Consider the following 15,680-nt stretch of genomic DNA (forward strand, 5'->3'; position numbering starts at 1 on the left):
AGGTGAACAACCGCGGCAGCCGCACCCGCATCCTGCGCTTCGAGCCGGGCGTCTACACCACCACGCCGTTCGTGCATCTCTACTGGGAAGAAGTGTTCCTGTTCTCCGGCGACCTGATCGTCGGCAATGACGAGCAGGGCAATGGCGGCGAATCGTTCGCGCCGTTCACCTATGCCTGCCGTCCGCCCGGCGCGTTCCACGGCCCGTTCAAGTCGGTGAACGGCTGCCTGCTGATGGAGGTCCATTATTTTGATCCCGCGTGACCCCACGCCGCAGCGCCTGATCGTCGGCATCACCGGAGCGTCGGGCTCGGTCTACGGCGTCCGGCTGCTGCAGATGCTGCAGCCGACGGCGATCGAGACCCATCTGGTGATGAGCCGGTCGGCGAAGATCGCGCTGACGCAGGAACTGGACCTCAAAGTGTCCGACGTTACCGATCTGGCGGATGTCGTGCACCAGGCCGACAATATCGGCGCCACGATTTCCAGCGGATCGTTTCGCACGCTCGGCATGGTGATCGCGCCGTGTTCGATGCGCAGTCTGTCTGAGATCGCGACCGGCGTGACCTCGTCGCTGACGACGCGCGCCGCCGACGTTGTCCTGAAGGAGCGCCGGCGCCTGGTGCTGATGGTGCGCGAAGCGCCGCTCCATCTCGGCCACTTACGCGCGATGGCGGCCGCCACCGAGATCGGCGCGATTGTCTATCCGCCGGTGCCGGCCTTCTACGCCCGACCGCAAAGTCTCGAACAGATGGTCGACCATACGCTGGGGCGCGTGCTCGACCTGTTCGACATCCCGACCGACGCCGTCCATCGCTGGGAAGGCCTCGCGCTCGCCAAGGCGAAGGATCTGCCGTGACTGCGTCGCCGGGAAACAGGACCTCTCGCCGATGAGCGGGGCAAAGCGCGATCTCGCAGCGGAAAGCTGGGCGTTCGCCTTGCAGGTCTACGCCGAGCCCGGCGTCGGGGCGGCCTGTCTCAGACTGCAGGCGGAGGCCGGCGTCGACGTCATGATGCTGCTGGTCGCCGCCTTTGCGGCGGCGCGTTGCGGCGTCGTCGTTTCGCCGCTGGACGTCCAGCAAATGGATGCGGTCTGCCGGCCGTGGCGCGAGCGCGTGGTGCAGCCGCTGCGGGCCTTGCGGGTCGCCCTGAAGTCGGGGCCCGCGCCGGCCCCGAGTCCGGGCGCCGAGAAATTACGGTCGCAGATCAAGGTGAGCGAACTGGCCGCCGAGCGGTTGGAGAACGACCTGCTGGCGGATTGGCTGCAGTGCAAAGCCGCGGTGTCATCTGCGGTCGCGATCGACGACCTTCATTCGGTACTTCGCGACGTTGTCCGGTTCGCCATGGAGCGTCGCGATGGGCAGGCGATCGTCGAGGTCGGTGCGACAATCGACGAGATTGCCGCGGTGGTTCGGCGAATCTCTGCGTGATGCCACTCAATTGCTCAGGGCATGCCCGCCATGCAGGCTTGACTAACTTTGATCAATAGCTAACGTATATAGTATAGTCAGGAAGCAGGCGTAATGTCACAGCAGATCCTCGATACCCGCTTCCGATCGGCGCTGGCGCGCATGGCCAAAAGCGATCGGATCCTCACCTATGAGAAAATGGCAGACTCGCATCTCGAGATCGCGGCGATCCTGAAGAAGCATGATGGCAAGCAAGCCCTGCTGTTTCCCAAGGTCAAGGGCACCGAGATCCCGATCGTGGGAAATTTGCTGAGCTCGAAGGAGAACTGCGAAGCGGCATTCGGTCTCGACTTCAACGGTATTCGCGGCCTGGTACAGCGCGCGATGGGCGGTCCGCTTCCGCCGGAAGTCGTGACCAACGCCCCCGTGCAGGAAGTCGTGCTGAAGACCGGCTTCGATATCACGAAACTGTTTCCCGCGCTGTTTCATGCGCCGGGCGACGCCGGCCGCTACATCACGGCCGGTATTGTCGTGGTCAAGGATCCCGTCACGGGGGTTTATAACGCCTCCTATCATCGCCTGCAGCTGCTCGGGCCCGATAGGGTGGCGATCAAGCTCGATTTCGGGCGTCACCTGCGCGCCGCCTTCGATCGCGCCAAGGCCACCGGCAAGAAGTCGCTGCCCGTGGCCGTCTGTATCGGCACCGACCTTGCGTTGCATTTCACGGCGGCCACGATGGGCTCGCAGATGCCGGAAAGCGCTGACGAACTGGCCGTCGCCGGCGGCCTCGCCGGGGCACCGCTGAAGGTCACCAAGGCCGTGTCGCAGGATTTGCTGGTGCCGGCGGAGAGTGAGTTCGTTCTCGAAGGCGAGATCCTGGTTGACGACGTGGCGCCGGAAGGTCCGTTCGGCGAGTTCATTGGCTTCGCCGCGCCGGCCGCCGACGCGCCTATCCTGAAGATCACGGCCGTCACCCATCGGCTGCGCCCGATCTATCATGTCATCAACGGCTTCGGCCGCGAGACGATCATTCTGCGTAAGTACGTGCTGGAAGCCAGCCTGCTGAAGGTGCTGCAATCGGCGATCCCGATCGTCATCGATGCGGAGATGACCTCCGGCGGCCTGCATCGGTTTCATGCGGTGATCCAGGTGAAGAAACAGGGCAAGCAGCACAACGGCCTGCAGCGCAACGCGATGTTGGCAGCGTTCGGCGCGCTGAAAGATCTCGATCTCATCATCGTCGTCGACCACGACATCGATATCCGTGATCCGATGGATGTCGAATATGCCCTGGCGACGCGGATGGAGGCGTCCTCGGATCTGATCTTGATCCCGGGGGCGCGCGGCCACGAATATGTCCGGGTCAGCAAGGACGGCATACGCACTAAGCTCGGTATCGACGCGACCGTGCCGTTCGAGGATCAGGACAAGTTCCGTCGCGTCGAATTTGCGCCGACCGCGATCGAGCTCAGCCAATTCACGCCTGGTGACCACGTGGCAACGCTCGCCCTTGGGCTGGTGGGAACGAACATTGCGTAGTGCGGCGCAGCCACATTCCATTTTCATTCTTGCGAGGACATACAGATGAAGCGACTGATCGCAGCGGCACTAATGGTTGCGTCCGCTCTGGTAGGGACAACCGCGTCGGCGCAGGAATGGCCGGCTAAGGCGATCAAGCTGGTGGTGCCCTATGCGCCCGGCGGTTACACGGATTCGGTAGGTCGCATCACCGCGCGTTACCTCGAGAAGGCGCTCGGCCAAACGGTGATCGTCGATAACCGCCCCGGCGGCGGCGGTATTGTCGGTTCCGACCTCGTCTCAAAATCTCCCGGCGACGGCTACACGCTGTGCGTCTGCAGCGTCGGCGCCATCTCGATAGCACCGGTGGCGCAGACCACATCCTACGATCCGCTCACCAGTTTTAAGCCAATCAGCATCGTCAGCACCATTCCGCAGACTGTGATCGTCAACCCGTCGCTGCCAATCAATTCGATGGCGGAGCTGGTTGCTTATGCCAAGGCCAATCCCGGCAAGCTGAGCTATGGATCGAGTGGCGCCGGCGGCCTGATGTATTTCTCGGTGGCGCTGTTCGAGGTGCGCACTGGCACCAAGATGACCCACGTTCCGTTTAAAGGCGGCGCACCGGCGACGGCGGCGGTGGTGTCCGGTGAGGTCAATCTCGCTTTCACCAACATGACCGATGCACTGCCGCAGATGGAAGGTAACACCGTCCGCGCTCTGGCTGTGACCTCGGCCGGCCCGAGCGAATTCGCGCCGAAGCTGCCGACCGTCGCGGGCACCGTCGTGCCGGGCTACGCCGTAGAATCCTGGAATGCAATCATGGCCCCGGCTAGCACGCCGGATGCCATCGTTGCCAAGATTTCTGACACACTGAAGAAGATGGCGGCCGATCCCGAAGTGAAAAAGAGCATGGCAGTCGCCGGCGCATCCACCGTATTTACCACGCCCGCGGAGTTCAAGACCCAGATCGCCAGTGAGGTCGAGACCTGGCGGGTGCTGCTCAAGGAAATCGCAGAAAAAAAGACCTGAGCTGACGCGTCAGGGCGAGTGACTTCGACCACGGGATATCATGATGAAATCGCTCAGCTGGCGCGGCAATATCGACTTCTATTCTGGACTTCTGCTTGTCGCGGTCGCCGGCGTAGCGCTGCTGTATATCCGCACGCTGGCGATCGGCACCGTGCTGCAGATGGGGCCGGGCTATTTTCCGCTCGGCCTCGCTCTGGTGCTACTCGGCATGGGGGGGTGTCTGGTGGTGAAGGGCATGCTGGTGGATGGCCTACCGGTCGGCATATTTCATCTGCGGCCAATGTTTTTCATCCTGCTGTCGTTTGCGGCGTTCGGCATGTTAGTTGAGCGCGCCGGATTAATCTTGGCCATCTTGGCGCAGGTGGCGATCGCGCATTTTGCCTCGTGTGAAGCCGTCGCGCGCCAGAGCATCATCACCGGCATCGTGCTGGCGGCGGCCTGTACCGTGGTGTTCGTCTGGCTTCTCAAGATTCCGGTAGGACTGCTGCCATGATGGATGTTTTCTCGCTGCTCGGTCACGGCTTTGCCGTTGCCGCAACACCAATGAACCTGTTCTTTTGTCTGATCGGCGCCGTCTGCGGCACACTGATCGGAGTGCTGCCGGGGCTGGGGCCGGTAGCGACCATCTCATTGCTGCTGCCGGCGACCTACGCGCTTGATCCGCTCGCCGCGATCATCATGCTGTCCGGCATCTACTACGGCGCGCAATATGGCGGCTCGACGACGGCGATTCTCGTCAACATTCCCGGCGAGTCGACGTCCGTGGTCACCGCGATCGACGGCTACAAGATGGCGCAGCAGGGCCGCGCGGGCGAGGCGCTGGCGATCGCCGCGATCGGCTCATTCATTGCCGGCTGCTTCGGAACGCTGGTGATCGCATTACTCGGACCGCCGCTGGCATTGATGACGCAAAAATTTGCCTCGCCAGATTACTTCTCGCTGATGGTGCTAGGACTGGTGTCGGCGGTGGTGTTGGCGAACGGATCGGCATTCCGCGCGGTGTCGATGATTTTCCTTGGCTTGCTGCTCGGCATGGTCGGCATGGACCTCAACACCGGCGAGGCACGCATGACTTTCGGACTGATTGAATTGTCCGACGGCATCAACTTTGTCGCGTTGGTAATGGGGCTGTTCGGCGCCGCCGAGGTGATCTCGAATCTTGAACAAGTGTCGACCCGGATCGTCAACCATTCCAAGATCGACAGTATCTGGCCGTCCTTGAAGGTGCTGCGAGGTGCGTGGGGAGCCGTGACGAGAGGCACGCTGATAGGCACCATCTTCGGCATTCTGCCCGGCGGCGGTGCCACCATTGCGTCGTTCTCCGCCTACGCACTGGAAAAGAGACTAGCCAAGGATCCCTCGCGGTTCGGCAACGGCGCGATCGAAGGTGTCGCCGGGCCGGAATCCGCCAACAATGCCGCGGCACAAACCTCGTTTGTGCCCTTGTTGACGATGGGCATTCCGACTAGCGCGACGATGGCTTTGATGGTTGGCGCACTGACGCTGCACGGCATTGCGCCTGGCCCGATGATCATCTCGCGGCAGCCGGATCTATTCTGGGGGCTGATCGCCAGCATGTTCCTCGGCAATGCGATGCTGGTGATCATCAACCTGCCAATGATCGGGATCTGGGTGCGGCTGCTCAACGTGCCGTATCGCATCCTTTACCTGGTTATCGCTGTGATCTGCGCGATCGGCGTCTATTCGGTGAACAATTCTAGTTTTGACGTTTACATGACGGTCGGGTTCACACTGCTCGGCTACGTGCTGCGCAAGCTCGATGCGGAGCCCGCACCGTTGTTGATGGGCTTCGTGTTGGGGCCGATGGTGGAAGAGAATTTCCGACGCAGCCTGATCACCTCGCATGGCGATCCCTTGATCTTCCTGCAGCGTCCAATCAGCATGGTGCTGCTGGTGATCTCGGCAACGTTGCTGATTTCGATCGTGATGCCTTCCATCCGCAAGCGCCGCACCGAAGTATTCCAGGATTGATCACTGGCCCCGATCGAACAGAACTCTCGAGCCCGCTCGTCCGAGCTCGCCGTCTATGAACTTCGCCGTGTCTGTCGTGCCGTGATTCCAGACTGGGCAGGCATTTTGAGCAGGGCGCTCTGGCTTCATTTGCGCTCCCTTGTGCGCTTTGCTGACGGAGACCGATCAATCTCAGATGATCTCTTTCCTAAGAAACAAGAAGAAGCGACTGCAAAAGAGAATTGGTCAAGAATAACTCTGGAGGGCCGCTTCTGACCCTAGGTTATTCACGACGATGGCGACCGCGCTTTATAAGCATTGCAGTCGTGACGCCTGATCTGAGCGACCTATGATAGCGCGAAGCTTGCAACACTGCATAAACATATTGCAGAGAGATGATGCAGGCTCGATCAGTCTTCTGCTTCTTTCATTGTCTGAATCAGGCGTTCCGCTACCAGACGCGTGGACGGTGAGGCGTTGCGGGCGGCGAGTTGCACCAGCGTCACCTGCGTAGCTTCAAGTCGCCTGTCGCGCAGTGGCACGGCGACCAGCGTGCCGGCGTTGATCGAGGGCATCGCTGTGTCGCGCGGCAGGAATGTCGCGAGTTCGGTGCGCGCCACGATGGTCTGCGCAAAGGCCAGAGAATTCGTCTCGTTGCGCACCTCGAGATGAACACGGGCCTGGGCACAGGCTTTGTCGAGCTCCTGCCGGATGCCGAACGACGGATCGGGCACCACCACGCGCAGCCCCGCCAAATCCTTCACCATGCACGACGTCTTGTCTGCCATCGGATGATCCGGCGCGACGATCAGATGCACCGGCTGTCGCATCCGCGCCAGTTCGATAAGGTCGCGCCGCGGCGCGCGGCCGAAGATCAGGCCCAGATCTACCTCGTTCTGGCTGACCATCTCCGCGACATCCCGAGACCCGACCGCGGTGACGGAAATCGAAATTCCCGGATAGTCGCGGGACAGTTCGATGAAGAAATCCGGCAGAAAGCTCGCGAGCATGCCCTCGACGGTGGCGATCTTGACCTGGCCGCGGCGCAGCGAGTCGAATTTCTCAACCCGGCTGCGCAGACCGTCGAGCTGGGTGCGGTTCTCGACGGCGTAGCGATACAGCACGTGGCCGGCATCGGTCAGGTTCATGCCGCGGGCGCCGCGCTCGAACAGCTTCACCGATAGTTCTTCCTCGAGCCCTTGCACCTGCCGGCTGATGGCTGAAGGCGCGATTCGCAGCGACGCGGCCGCCTGCTTGACCGAGCCACATTCGGTCACCATCCGGAAATAGCGCACGGCGGTGGATTCGATCATGGGCGATGCCTTTGTTTGGCTGCCCAACGATCCGGCAGCGCCTGGTTAGCGTACTGATTTTCAGGTCTGTTGCATCGAAATTCAATGCTTTTATTCGAAAGCTGGATTTGCCATGCTTCTGCCAGAAACGCCCACCCGTCCCTGATGGAGATTATGGATGTATCGTCCCCGGCTCGCTCGCATCTCTTGCTCGCTTCTGCTGGCGATTGCCAGCTTCGGCGTTTCATCTCTGGCGTCCGGCCAAGACGTCATCCGCTTCGGCGCGCCGTTGCCGATCACCGGGCCGCTGGCGCCGGAAGCCGTCAAGCAGCAGCAGGGCTACAATCTGTGGGCCGAGGAGGCCAACAAGGCCGGCGGAATCAATGTCGGCGGCAAGAAATACAAGGTCGAGATCGTTTACTCGGACTACCAGTCCAACACGCCCCGTTCGGTGCAGGCCACCGAGCAGATGATCACCCAGGACAATATCAACTTCATGTTCGGCCCGTTCGGCTCGGGCGCGGCGAAAGCCGCCAGCACGATCTCCGAAAAATACAAGATGCCGACGCTGGCGGCCTCCGCGTCTTCATCGCAGGTCTATGACCAGAACTACAAGTACCTGTTCGGCACCTTTACCCCGAACGACACGTTGACTACGCCGTTGACGCAGATCATCAAGGCAAAGGCTGCCGACGTAAAGAAGGTAGCGATCCTGGCGCGCAACGATTTGTTCCCGCTGGCGATCGCGCAGGAGATGGAGAAATCCGCCAAGGCCAATGGGCTTGAAGTCGTCTATTTCGAGAAATACGCCATCAACACGCTCGATCACTCCGCGACGCTGTCGCAAATCAAGTCGCTGGCGCCGCAGTGGATCTTCATCACCGGCTACACCAACGACCTGCTCTTGATCCGCAAGCAGATGGTGGACCAGCAGATCAAATCGGTGGTCACCACTATGATTGCCGGCCCCGCCTACCAGGAATTCATCGATGCGGCCGGCAAGAGCGGCGAGAATATTACCAGCGCTTCGTGGTGGCACCCGGCCGAGAAGTATGACGGCAAGGACATTTTCGGCACCACCTCCAACTTTGTGAAGCTGTTCAAGGCCAAGTACAATCTCGAACCGGATTACGCCCATGCTTCGGCCGCCGTCTGCGGCGCGCTGTTCCAGATGGCGATCGAAAAGGCCGGCTCGCTGGACCGCGAAAAGGTCCGCGAAGAGCTCGCCAAGATGGACGTGCTGACCTTTTACGGCCCGGTCAAGTTTGGCGCCAACGGCCAGATCAACTCGCTCGAGCCGCCGGTCTTCCAGATCCAAGATGCCAAGCCGGTCGTGCTCTTTCCCGCCGCCATCAAGCAGGGCGAACTGAAGCTCGGCGTTAACTAAGCGCCGAATTCGCCCTGAGGAATCGACATGCTAGCAGTCCAGGTCCTGATCAATGCTTTGGTGCTGGGCTGCCTCTATGCCTGTATCGCGATCGGTTTCTCCCTCGTTTGGGGCGTGCTCAACGTCATCAACCTGATCCACGGCTCGTTCATCGTGCTCGGCGCCTATCTGGCGTGGGGCGCCTATCAATGGGCAGGCGTCACGCCGTGGTACGCGCTGCTGTTCGCAGCCCCTTTATTCTTCGCCTTCGGCTATCTGCTGCAGCGCCTGCTGCTCAACCGTGTAATCTCTGCGCCGGTGCTGGTGACGTTGACCCTGACCTTCGGCCTCGACCTGATCCTCAACAATGCGATGATCTATTATTTCAAGGCGGACTATCGCAAATTGACGCTCAACCCGCCGACCGGCTCGATCTCCTTGTTTGATGTCGTCGTGCCGGTCGATCGCCTGATCGCCACGGCGTCGGCGCTGGCGTTGACCGGGCTGCTGTATCTGCTGCTGCGCCGTTCCAAGGTCGGCCGCGCCATCGTCGCTGTCCGGCTCGACCGTGACGCCGCGGTGCTGATGGGCGTCGACGTCAAATCGATCTACGCCATCGCCTTCGGGCTCGGCGCGGCGCTGGCTGGTTGCGCCGGTGTCTTGATGGCGCTGATCTTCCCGATCTCGCCACTGACGTCGTCGGCCTATCTCGGCAAGGCGTTTGTAGTCTGCGTACTCGGCGGGCTTGGCTCGGTGTCCGGCGCGCTGGCCGGCGGATTGCTGCTGGCGCTGGTGGAGGGCATCGGCTCGGTCTATCTCGGCCCGGCGCATGCGACCACGCTGTCCTTCGTTTTGCTGATCGTCTTCCTCGTCGTTCGCCCGCAGGGCCTGCTTGGCCGAAAGGGTTTCGAATGACGCGGGTCAATATCGCGCTGCTGCTTCTGATCGCCTGCGTCGCGTCACTGCCGCTGTTCGGTGGCGCCTATGCTTTGCGGCTCGGCACCATCGCCTGCATGTATGCGGTGTTCGCGCTGTCGTGGAATATCGTCGGCGGCTTCGCGGGCTATCCATCGTTCGCCACCGCTGCGTTCTTCGGCCTTGGCGCCTATGCGACCGGCATCCTGCTCAACAAGGGCGTACCGCTGACGGCCGCGCTGGCCGGCACGCTGGTGGCGTCGTTCCTGCTGGCCGCGGCGCTCGGCGCCGTGCTGCTGCGGCTTCGAGGGCATTACTTCGCCATTGCCAGCCTCTCTTTGGTCGAAGTGTTCCGCGAACTGGTCAACAACGCCACCGACCTGACCGGCGGCGGCATGGGGCTGAACATTCCGCTGACCTCCGGCTCCGGCATACTCGCCGACGCGACGTTCTTCTTCTACGTGATGTGGGGCCTGCTGGTGCTCACCGCTTTGGTGGTGATCATCGTCTCCGCCTCCAAGCTCGGTTTCGGCCTGAGCTGCATCCGGCAGAACGAGACGGCGTCCAATATGGTCGGCCTTAATGCCACGCTCTACAAGAGCATCGCGTTCGGCCTTTCGGCCTGCTTTGTCGGCGCCGCTGGCGGTATCTATGCTGCCTGGGTGCATTACATCGATCCGTCCGACGTGTTCGACATCCTGTATTCCGTAAAGCCGATCGTAATGGCGCTGATGGGCGGGCTGGGTTCGCCTCTCGGCGTGGTGTGCGGCGCGTTCCTCTATCTCGGGCTGGAGGAAGTAGTCTGGCGCAACTACATCCAGATCCATTCCGGCGTGCTCGGCGTGCTGATCATCATGCTGCTGCTGTTCCTGCCACATGGCCTGATCTCGCTGCGGCGGGGCATGTTTTGGTGGAGAACCAAAAATGTCTGAGCTGCCCCACGAAATCCTGCACTTGAGCAACGTCTCGCGAAACTTCAGCGGGCTGAAGGCGCTGAGCGACGTCTCGATCTCCGTCAGCAAGGGCGAGGTGCTCGGCCTGATCGGCCCCAACGGCGCCGGCAAGACCACGCTGGTCAACACCATCTGCGGCGTCACGCCGGCCAGTTCGGGAATCGTCACCTTCGATGGCCGTGACATCACGCGGATCAAGACCTACCAGGCGGCGCGGCTCGGCCTGTCGCGCACCTTCCAGATCGTGCAGCCGTTCGCCGAATTCACCGCGCTCGACAATGTCGCCGCCGCGGCCTTGTTCTCGCGGCCCGGCGAGAGCCTGAAATCGGCCCGCGAGGCAGCCCGTGCGCATCTCGCCTTTGTCGGCCTGGAAGTGCAGGCCGACCAGTCAGCGGCGACGCTGACTTTGGCGATGCGCAAGCGGCTCGAACTCGCCAAGGCTCTGGCGATGAAGCCGAAGCTGCTGTTTCTCGACGAGGTCAATGCCGGTCTCAACAGCGCCGAGGTCGAGCGGGCGACGAAGCTGATCCATCAGCTTGCGGCATCGGGCATCACCATCGTGATGATCGAGCATCTGATGAAGGTGGTGCTCAACGTCTGCACCCGCATAGTCGTGCTGCATAACGGTCAACTGATCGCTGACGGCCAGCCGCGCGACGTCGTCAAGAATCCCGCCGTGATCGACGCCTATCTCGGCCAGCAATATGCAAAACGGAACGCTGCCCGTGGATAGTCCCCTGATCCTCGAATTGAATCAGGTCCGCGCCGGTTACGGCGAGATTCATGTGCTGTGGGGCATCGACATGGGAGTGCGCGCCGGCGAGATCACCGCGCTGATCGGCTCCAACGGCGCCGGCAAGACGACTTTGATGCGCGCGCTGTCCGGCCTGATCCCGATCCAGTCCGGCAAATACCTTTCCGATGGCGAGGATCTGTCCACCGCAACCGCAGCGCGGATCCTGGCGCATGGCATCGTTCACGTCCCGGAAGGCCGCCGGCTATTCGGTGCCATGAGCATCGAGGACAATCTGCTGATGGGCGCCTATTCGCGTTCGGTCACCCGCGCGGAGATCGCCCGCGACCTTGACCGCGTCTACACCACGTTCCCCAAGCTGCGCGAGCGCCGCAACCAGGCCGCCGCAACGCTGTCCGGCGGCGAGCAGCAGATGTGCGCCATCGGCCGCGGGCTGATGAGCGCGCCGCGGCTGTTGATGATCGACGAACTCTCGCTCGGCCTGTCGCCGCTGCTGGTCGAGCAACTGGTCGCGGCATTGCGCACGCTGAACGCCGAGGGCATGTCGATCCTGCTGGTCGAGCAGGACGTCACCACGGCGCTCGACCTCTGCCATTCCGCCTACATCATGGATATGGGCCGCATCGTGCGCACCGGGCAGGGCGCTGAACTGCTGGCCGATCCGATCATCCGTGACGCCTATCTCGGCGTCCTCGAAGACTAACCGTTACTCATCCGAGGAGGCCAACATGATTGAGACCGTCGAAGCAGCCAACAGCGGCTACCGTTTCATGCCCGGCGTCAGCCAGTATTCCTGCGGAGTAGGCGCGCTGCCCGGCTACGCGATGGAGCGCGTGCGTTTCTCGAAGGTCGTCCCGCTGAAGCAGGGCTTCGAGATGATCGCGGAGATCATTCGGAAGGCTGGCCGTCCGCTGACGTCGTTCGCGGCCTGCGAGCTGCGCTCGCCGGCGCCGTTCACCGAACAGGGTTTCAAGGACTTCAACGATATCTACATCAAGACCCTGATCGAATGGGGCATCATGAAGGACGGCGTCAATCCGATCGCGCGCAGCAATGTGTGCCCGAAGATCGACCCGCCATCCGAGCCCGGTTTCCACGCCTTCACCTTCACCACAGTCGCGGCCGACGCGCCGGCGTCATTCGTCGTCGCCGGCAGCGGCGAGTCGGCGGAAGGCAAGGGTGACTACCGCGACAACACCGTTCGTCTTGGCGATGTCACCCCGTCCGGCATGCTGGAAAAAGCCAAATGGGTGCTCGACGAGATGGAGCGCCGCATGAGCGCGTTTTCCGGCACCTGGGACCAGACCACCGCGGCGCAACTCTACACCGTTCAGGACGTCTATTCGCTGTTGGAGAGCGAACTCGGCAAGCGTGGCGTGTTCCGCAATGGCGTGACTTGGCATTTCAATCGCCCGCCCGTGCTCAACCTGGAATACGAGATGGATTGTCGTCGCGTGCACGTCGAGCGCGTCATCGAAATTTGAGGAGGTTCGGCAGCTCGATGATGCGATACGCAGAGATGTTGTTCGATTAAGCAAGCACCGACCGGAGTGTGGGCAGATGACGCAAGATTTTCCAGCAGGAGATTACCGGTATATCCCGGCGGTTTTTCAATATTCGAGCGGTGTTGCCGCGCAAGCCGGTTTTGAGATCGAGCGGGTTCGTTTCGACACCTTGCTGCCGTTAGCGGAAGGTTTTGCGCGCATTGCGGATTACATACGCGCCGCTGGTAGGCCACTGACTGCTTTTTGTGCTTGTGAACTGCGTTCTCCAGCTGTGGTAGATGAAACGGGATTTCGCAAATTCAATGAGCACTATGTAAAGACGCTCTCAGAATGGGGCATATTTGACGGCGAGAAAAATCCGGTCGCCCGAAGCAACGTATGCCCGGAGGTCGCTCCGCCGGCGGAGCCTTCTTTTTATGCTTTTTCCTTTACACGACCGAAGCAACAGTCAATGTCGACCTTCGTCATTGCGGGCGGCGCAGAAGCGCGTGATGGCGCGGGCAGCTATCCGGAACGGATCGTCCGCTACCGTGAGGTCGGTCCTGAAGCAATTCGCGACAAGGCCAAGGCGACCGTCGGATCGATGGAGCGGCGGCTTGCTGCCTTTGGTCACGTGTGGAAAGACACGACCGCGACACAAATCTATTCGGTTTGCGATTTCTATCCCGCACTCGCAGACGAAATCGTGCCACGTGGCGCGGCACGCTCGGGGCTGACCTGGCATTTTGCTCGTCCGCCGGTCGTCGATCTCGATTTCGAAATGGACTGCCGTCGTGTGGCACGTGAAATCTTGATCTAGACCGCAATTATGATGGAAGTCGAGCGGCTTCGCGCTGTTGCGGAAACGCGATGACTTTCCGATAGCTAACGAACCGACAAAAGCCCTAGGTACATCGCGGGTCATGTGCAAGGCTTCGGAGGAAAAGTTGCATTCAGCGGATGCGTACCTGTTCCTGATGTTTCGAGTATTCGATCCGAGCGGCGAAGAGGTGGTGTTTCAGGGCGCGCTCGATCCCCACACGCCGGTCGCGCAGGGCTGGCTTCGCGCGTCACACCGCTGGCTCGATCCAGCCCGGTTCAGGCCCTATCGTCCTTATCACACCCATGTAGAAGCGCAGCCGCTGGTGCCGGGCGAGGTCTTTGAACTCGATATCGAGATATGGCCGACGTCGATCGTCATCCCGGCCGGCTACAGCTACAGGCTGACCGTTCGCGGCAACGATTACGAGTACAACGGGCCGACGACGCTGTCTAACATGAATAACCCCATGAAAGGCTGCGGGCCGTTCGTTCACGATGAACCGCTCGATCGCCCGCCGGACGTTTTCGGCGGAGAGACCACGCTGCATTTCGGCGGCGGACTGGAGTCGCATCTGCTACTATCGATAATCCCCCGTAAGTAGCGCGAGGGCGACCTGACGGATATTTTGGACCAGAGGGATAGAGACTACTGCATTGCCACGCTCCGATCTAGATGGTGGGTGTCAGGTGCTGATGTCTGTGGTGCAGGTGGTCGGTAGTTCAGTGAGGAGTGCGGTCGGACCGTGTTGTAGTGATTGCGCCATTGCTCGATGACGACCGTGGTTTCCTTCAGGCTGTAGAAGATTTCACCGTTCAGGCACTCATCACGCAGCTTCCCATTGAAGGACTCGCAGTAGCCGTTCTCCCACGGACTGCCTGGCTCGATGTAAAGTGTTTTCGCCCCGAGCTTTGCAAACCAGCTGCGCACTATCTTGGCCGTCATTTCCGGACCGTTGTCGGATCTGATGTGCTCGGGCACGCCCCTGGTGAGCATCACGTCGGCCATCGTCTCAATAACCCCGAAGCTGTTGATGCGACGAGCTACACGGATCGCCAGGCATTCCCGGGTGAACTCGTCGATTAAGCTCATCAGCCGGAGCTTTCGCCCGTCGTGGGTTTGCGCCTCGACGAAGTCATAGCTCCAGACATGGTTGCGATGCTGCGGCCTCAGGCGGATGCACGATCCGTCGTTCAGCCACAAGCGGCCCCGTTGCCTCTGTCTCCTGGGTACTTTCAGCCCCTCACGGCGCCAGATCCGCTGAACCCGGTCGCAGCCAACCTGCCAGCCGGCAGTGACCAGCAGCGGTGTGATCCGGCGATAGCCATACCGTCCGTATTGGGATGCCAGAGAGATGATCGCTCTCGTCAGCACGTCCTCATCAGCCCGGGTGATCGTGGTGTAGCGCTGGGTCCCGCGCGGTTGACCGACGATCCGGCAGGCCAGGCGAACCGGGAGACCATACTTCCCTCGAATGCCCTCTACTGCCTGCCGGCGCCGTTCGGGGCTTACAAGTTTCCCGAGGCAACGTCCTTGAGCACCTGTTTCTCAAGCGACAGATTCGCGACTAGGCGTTTGAGGCGGACGTTCTCCCGCTCCAGGTCCTTCATCCGCTTCGCCTGATCGAGTTCGAGGCCGCCGTACTCTTTACGCCAGCGATAGTAACCCTGCTGTGAAATGCCCGCCTCGCGACAGGCAACCGGCGCCGCTTTGCCCTGCGACATCAACACTTCGATCTGGCGCAGTAGCACCACGATCTGCTCCGCCTTGAACCTCTTCTTCGGCATCACAAAAGCTCCTTTCCAAGCTCAGTTTCTCACAAAGCTTGGTCCAAAAAAGCCCTGGCAGGTCAATGGTGCGAACACCACTGCCACACCAGCCAATTGTTATTTCTCAGCTATTTCTTGAATGTAGGCTTTGTTCTCAGCGTTATTCTGAACACTATTTTCCTGCTCATTGTGAACACTTGTTGCTTTTTCGTTCGCCAGCCTCTTTGCGTGACGCTTGCGCGTCGCCGACGGGGCCCGCGTCATGTTACGCTTGGCACAGCCCTCATACGACTGCTGCGTGCTGTGAGCCGAGTGCGCGCGGCCTTGACCATCGGTCAACCCGGCTTCCTCGAGCTCGGTCATGCCGCCATGTCGGCAGGCGTCTAGCCGCTAAATAT

At 61.1% G+C, this 15,680-nt stretch carries 18 protein-coding genes; 15 read left to right on the top strand and 3 right to left on the bottom strand.

What is annotated here, in order from left to right; translation table 11 throughout:
• The 7 genes from JWQ24_RS05135 to JWQ24_RS05165 form a co-directional block, all read left to right on the top strand.
• Positions 1–263: cupin (locus JWQ24_RS05135; protein ID WP_299805204.1), on the top strand; the 263-nt coding region annotated here is incomplete at its 5' end.
• Positions 250–858, top strand: a complete 609-nt coding sequence (locus JWQ24_RS05140) for a UbiX family flavin prenyltransferase (protein WP_299805206.1) — start codon at positions 250–252, stop codon at positions 856–858. The genes JWQ24_RS05135 and JWQ24_RS05140, both read left to right, overlap by 14 nt.
• Before the next feature lie 31 nt (positions 859–889).
• A complete protein-coding gene (locus tag JWQ24_RS05145) occupies positions 890–1,429 on the top strand; it encodes a TIGR02444 family protein (protein ID WP_299805207.1) in 540 nt (179 codons plus the stop codon).
• A gap of 93 nt (positions 1,430–1,522) precedes the next feature.
• Entirely contained in the window at positions 1,523–2,947 is a 1,425-nt protein-coding gene (locus JWQ24_RS05150; RefSeq protein ID WP_299805208.1) for a UbiD family decarboxylase, read from the top strand.
• 45 nt (positions 2,948–2,992) lie between these two features.
• Positions 2,993–3,958 (top strand): tripartite tricarboxylate transporter substrate binding protein, encoded by a 966-nt coding sequence (locus tag JWQ24_RS05155; protein WP_299805209.1) that lies wholly within the window; start codon positions 2,993–2,995, stop codon positions 3,956–3,958.
• A 43-nt stretch (positions 3,959–4,001) separates the two neighbouring features.
• Complete coding sequence (locus tag JWQ24_RS05160; protein ID WP_299805212.1) at positions 4,002–4,451, top strand: tripartite tricarboxylate transporter TctB family protein; 450 nt, start codon at positions 4,002–4,004, stop codon at positions 4,449–4,451.
• Positions 4,451–5,950, top strand: a complete 1,500-nt coding sequence (locus JWQ24_RS05165) for a tripartite tricarboxylate transporter permease (RefSeq protein WP_299805366.1) — start codon at positions 4,451–4,453, stop codon at positions 5,948–5,950. The genes JWQ24_RS05160 and JWQ24_RS05165 overlap by 1 nt, the downstream gene beginning before the upstream one ends.
• A gap of 389 nt (positions 5,951–6,339) precedes the next feature.
• Here JWQ24_RS05165 and JWQ24_RS05170 read toward each other — a convergent pair whose 3' ends face one another.
• Positions 6,340–7,242, bottom strand: coding sequence for a LysR family transcriptional regulator (locus JWQ24_RS05170; protein WP_299805215.1), 903 nt, complete (start codon positions 7,240–7,242; stop codon positions 6,340–6,342).
• Positions 7,243–7,399: 157 nt separating this feature from the next.
• On the opposite strand from JWQ24_RS05170, the gene JWQ24_RS05175 reads away from it, so the two are divergent.
• The 8 genes from JWQ24_RS05175 (at position 7,400) to JWQ24_RS05210 (ending at position 14,117) form a co-directional block, all read left to right on the top strand.
• Complete coding sequence (locus tag JWQ24_RS05175) at positions 7,400–8,608, top strand: amino acid ABC transporter substrate-binding protein (protein WP_299805217.1); 1,209 nt, start codon at positions 7,400–7,402, stop codon at positions 8,606–8,608.
• Between the two features lie 27 nt (positions 8,609–8,635).
• Positions 8,636–9,502 (top strand): branched-chain amino acid ABC transporter permease, encoded by an 867-nt coding sequence (locus JWQ24_RS05180; protein ID WP_299805220.1) that lies wholly within the window; start codon positions 8,636–8,638, stop codon positions 9,500–9,502.
• Positions 9,499–10,434, top strand: a complete 936-nt coding sequence (locus tag JWQ24_RS05185; protein WP_299805223.1) for a branched-chain amino acid ABC transporter permease — start codon at positions 9,499–9,501, stop codon at positions 10,432–10,434. The genes JWQ24_RS05180 and JWQ24_RS05185 overlap by 4 nt, the downstream gene beginning before the upstream one ends.
• Positions 10,427–11,188, top strand: a complete 762-nt coding sequence (locus tag JWQ24_RS05190; RefSeq protein ID WP_299805225.1) for an ABC transporter ATP-binding protein — start codon at positions 10,427–10,429, stop codon at positions 11,186–11,188. The genes JWQ24_RS05185 and JWQ24_RS05190 overlap by 8 nt, the downstream gene beginning before the upstream one ends.
• The gene (locus JWQ24_RS05195) at positions 11,160–11,912 is read left to right on the top strand and encodes an ABC transporter ATP-binding protein (protein ID WP_299805226.1); all 753 of its coding nucleotides are present in this window, start codon (positions 11,160–11,162) and stop codon (positions 11,910–11,912) included. Before JWQ24_RS05190 ends, JWQ24_RS05195 begins: the two co-directional genes overlap by 29 nt.
• Before the next feature lie 25 nt (positions 11,913–11,937).
• A complete protein-coding gene (locus JWQ24_RS05200) occupies positions 11,938–12,693 on the top strand; it encodes a hypothetical protein (protein ID WP_299805228.1) in 756 nt (251 codons plus the stop codon).
• A gap of 76 nt (positions 12,694–12,769) precedes the next feature.
• Positions 12,770–13,513, top strand: a complete 744-nt coding sequence (locus tag JWQ24_RS05205) for a hypothetical protein (protein ID WP_299805230.1) — start codon at positions 12,770–12,772, stop codon at positions 13,511–13,513.
• 127 nt (positions 13,514–13,640) lie between these two features.
• Positions 13,641–14,117: a CocE/NonD family hydrolase C-terminal non-catalytic domain-containing protein gene (locus tag JWQ24_RS05210; protein ID WP_299805232.1), complete on the top strand. Its 477-nt coding sequence runs from the start codon at positions 13,641–13,643 to the stop codon at positions 14,115–14,117.
• A gap of 44 nt (positions 14,118–14,161) precedes the next feature.
• Here the strand turns inward: JWQ24_RS05210 and JWQ24_RS05215 are convergent.
• Together JWQ24_RS05215 and JWQ24_RS05220 are read right to left on the bottom strand one after the other, a co-directional pair.
• Positions 14,162–15,300, bottom strand: a protein-coding gene (locus JWQ24_RS05215) for an IS3 family transposase (protein WP_299805234.1) whose coding sequence is annotated in 2 segments (ribosomal slippage) — positions 14,162–15,036 and positions 15,036–15,300 — 1,140 coding nt in all. Because the reading frame shifts where the segments join, the coding sequence is not laid out codon by codon here.
• Between the two features lie 99 nt (positions 15,301–15,399).
• Positions 15,400–15,645: a hypothetical protein gene (locus JWQ24_RS05220; protein WP_299805237.1), complete on the bottom strand. Its 246-nt coding sequence runs from the start codon at positions 15,643–15,645 to the stop codon at positions 15,400–15,402.
• Positions 15,646–15,680 lie beyond the last annotated feature (35 nt).

The sequence above is a fragment of the Tardiphaga sp. genome (assembly GCF_028290495.1).
GTDB lineage: Bacteria > Pseudomonadota > Alphaproteobacteria > Rhizobiales > Xanthobacteraceae > Tardiphaga.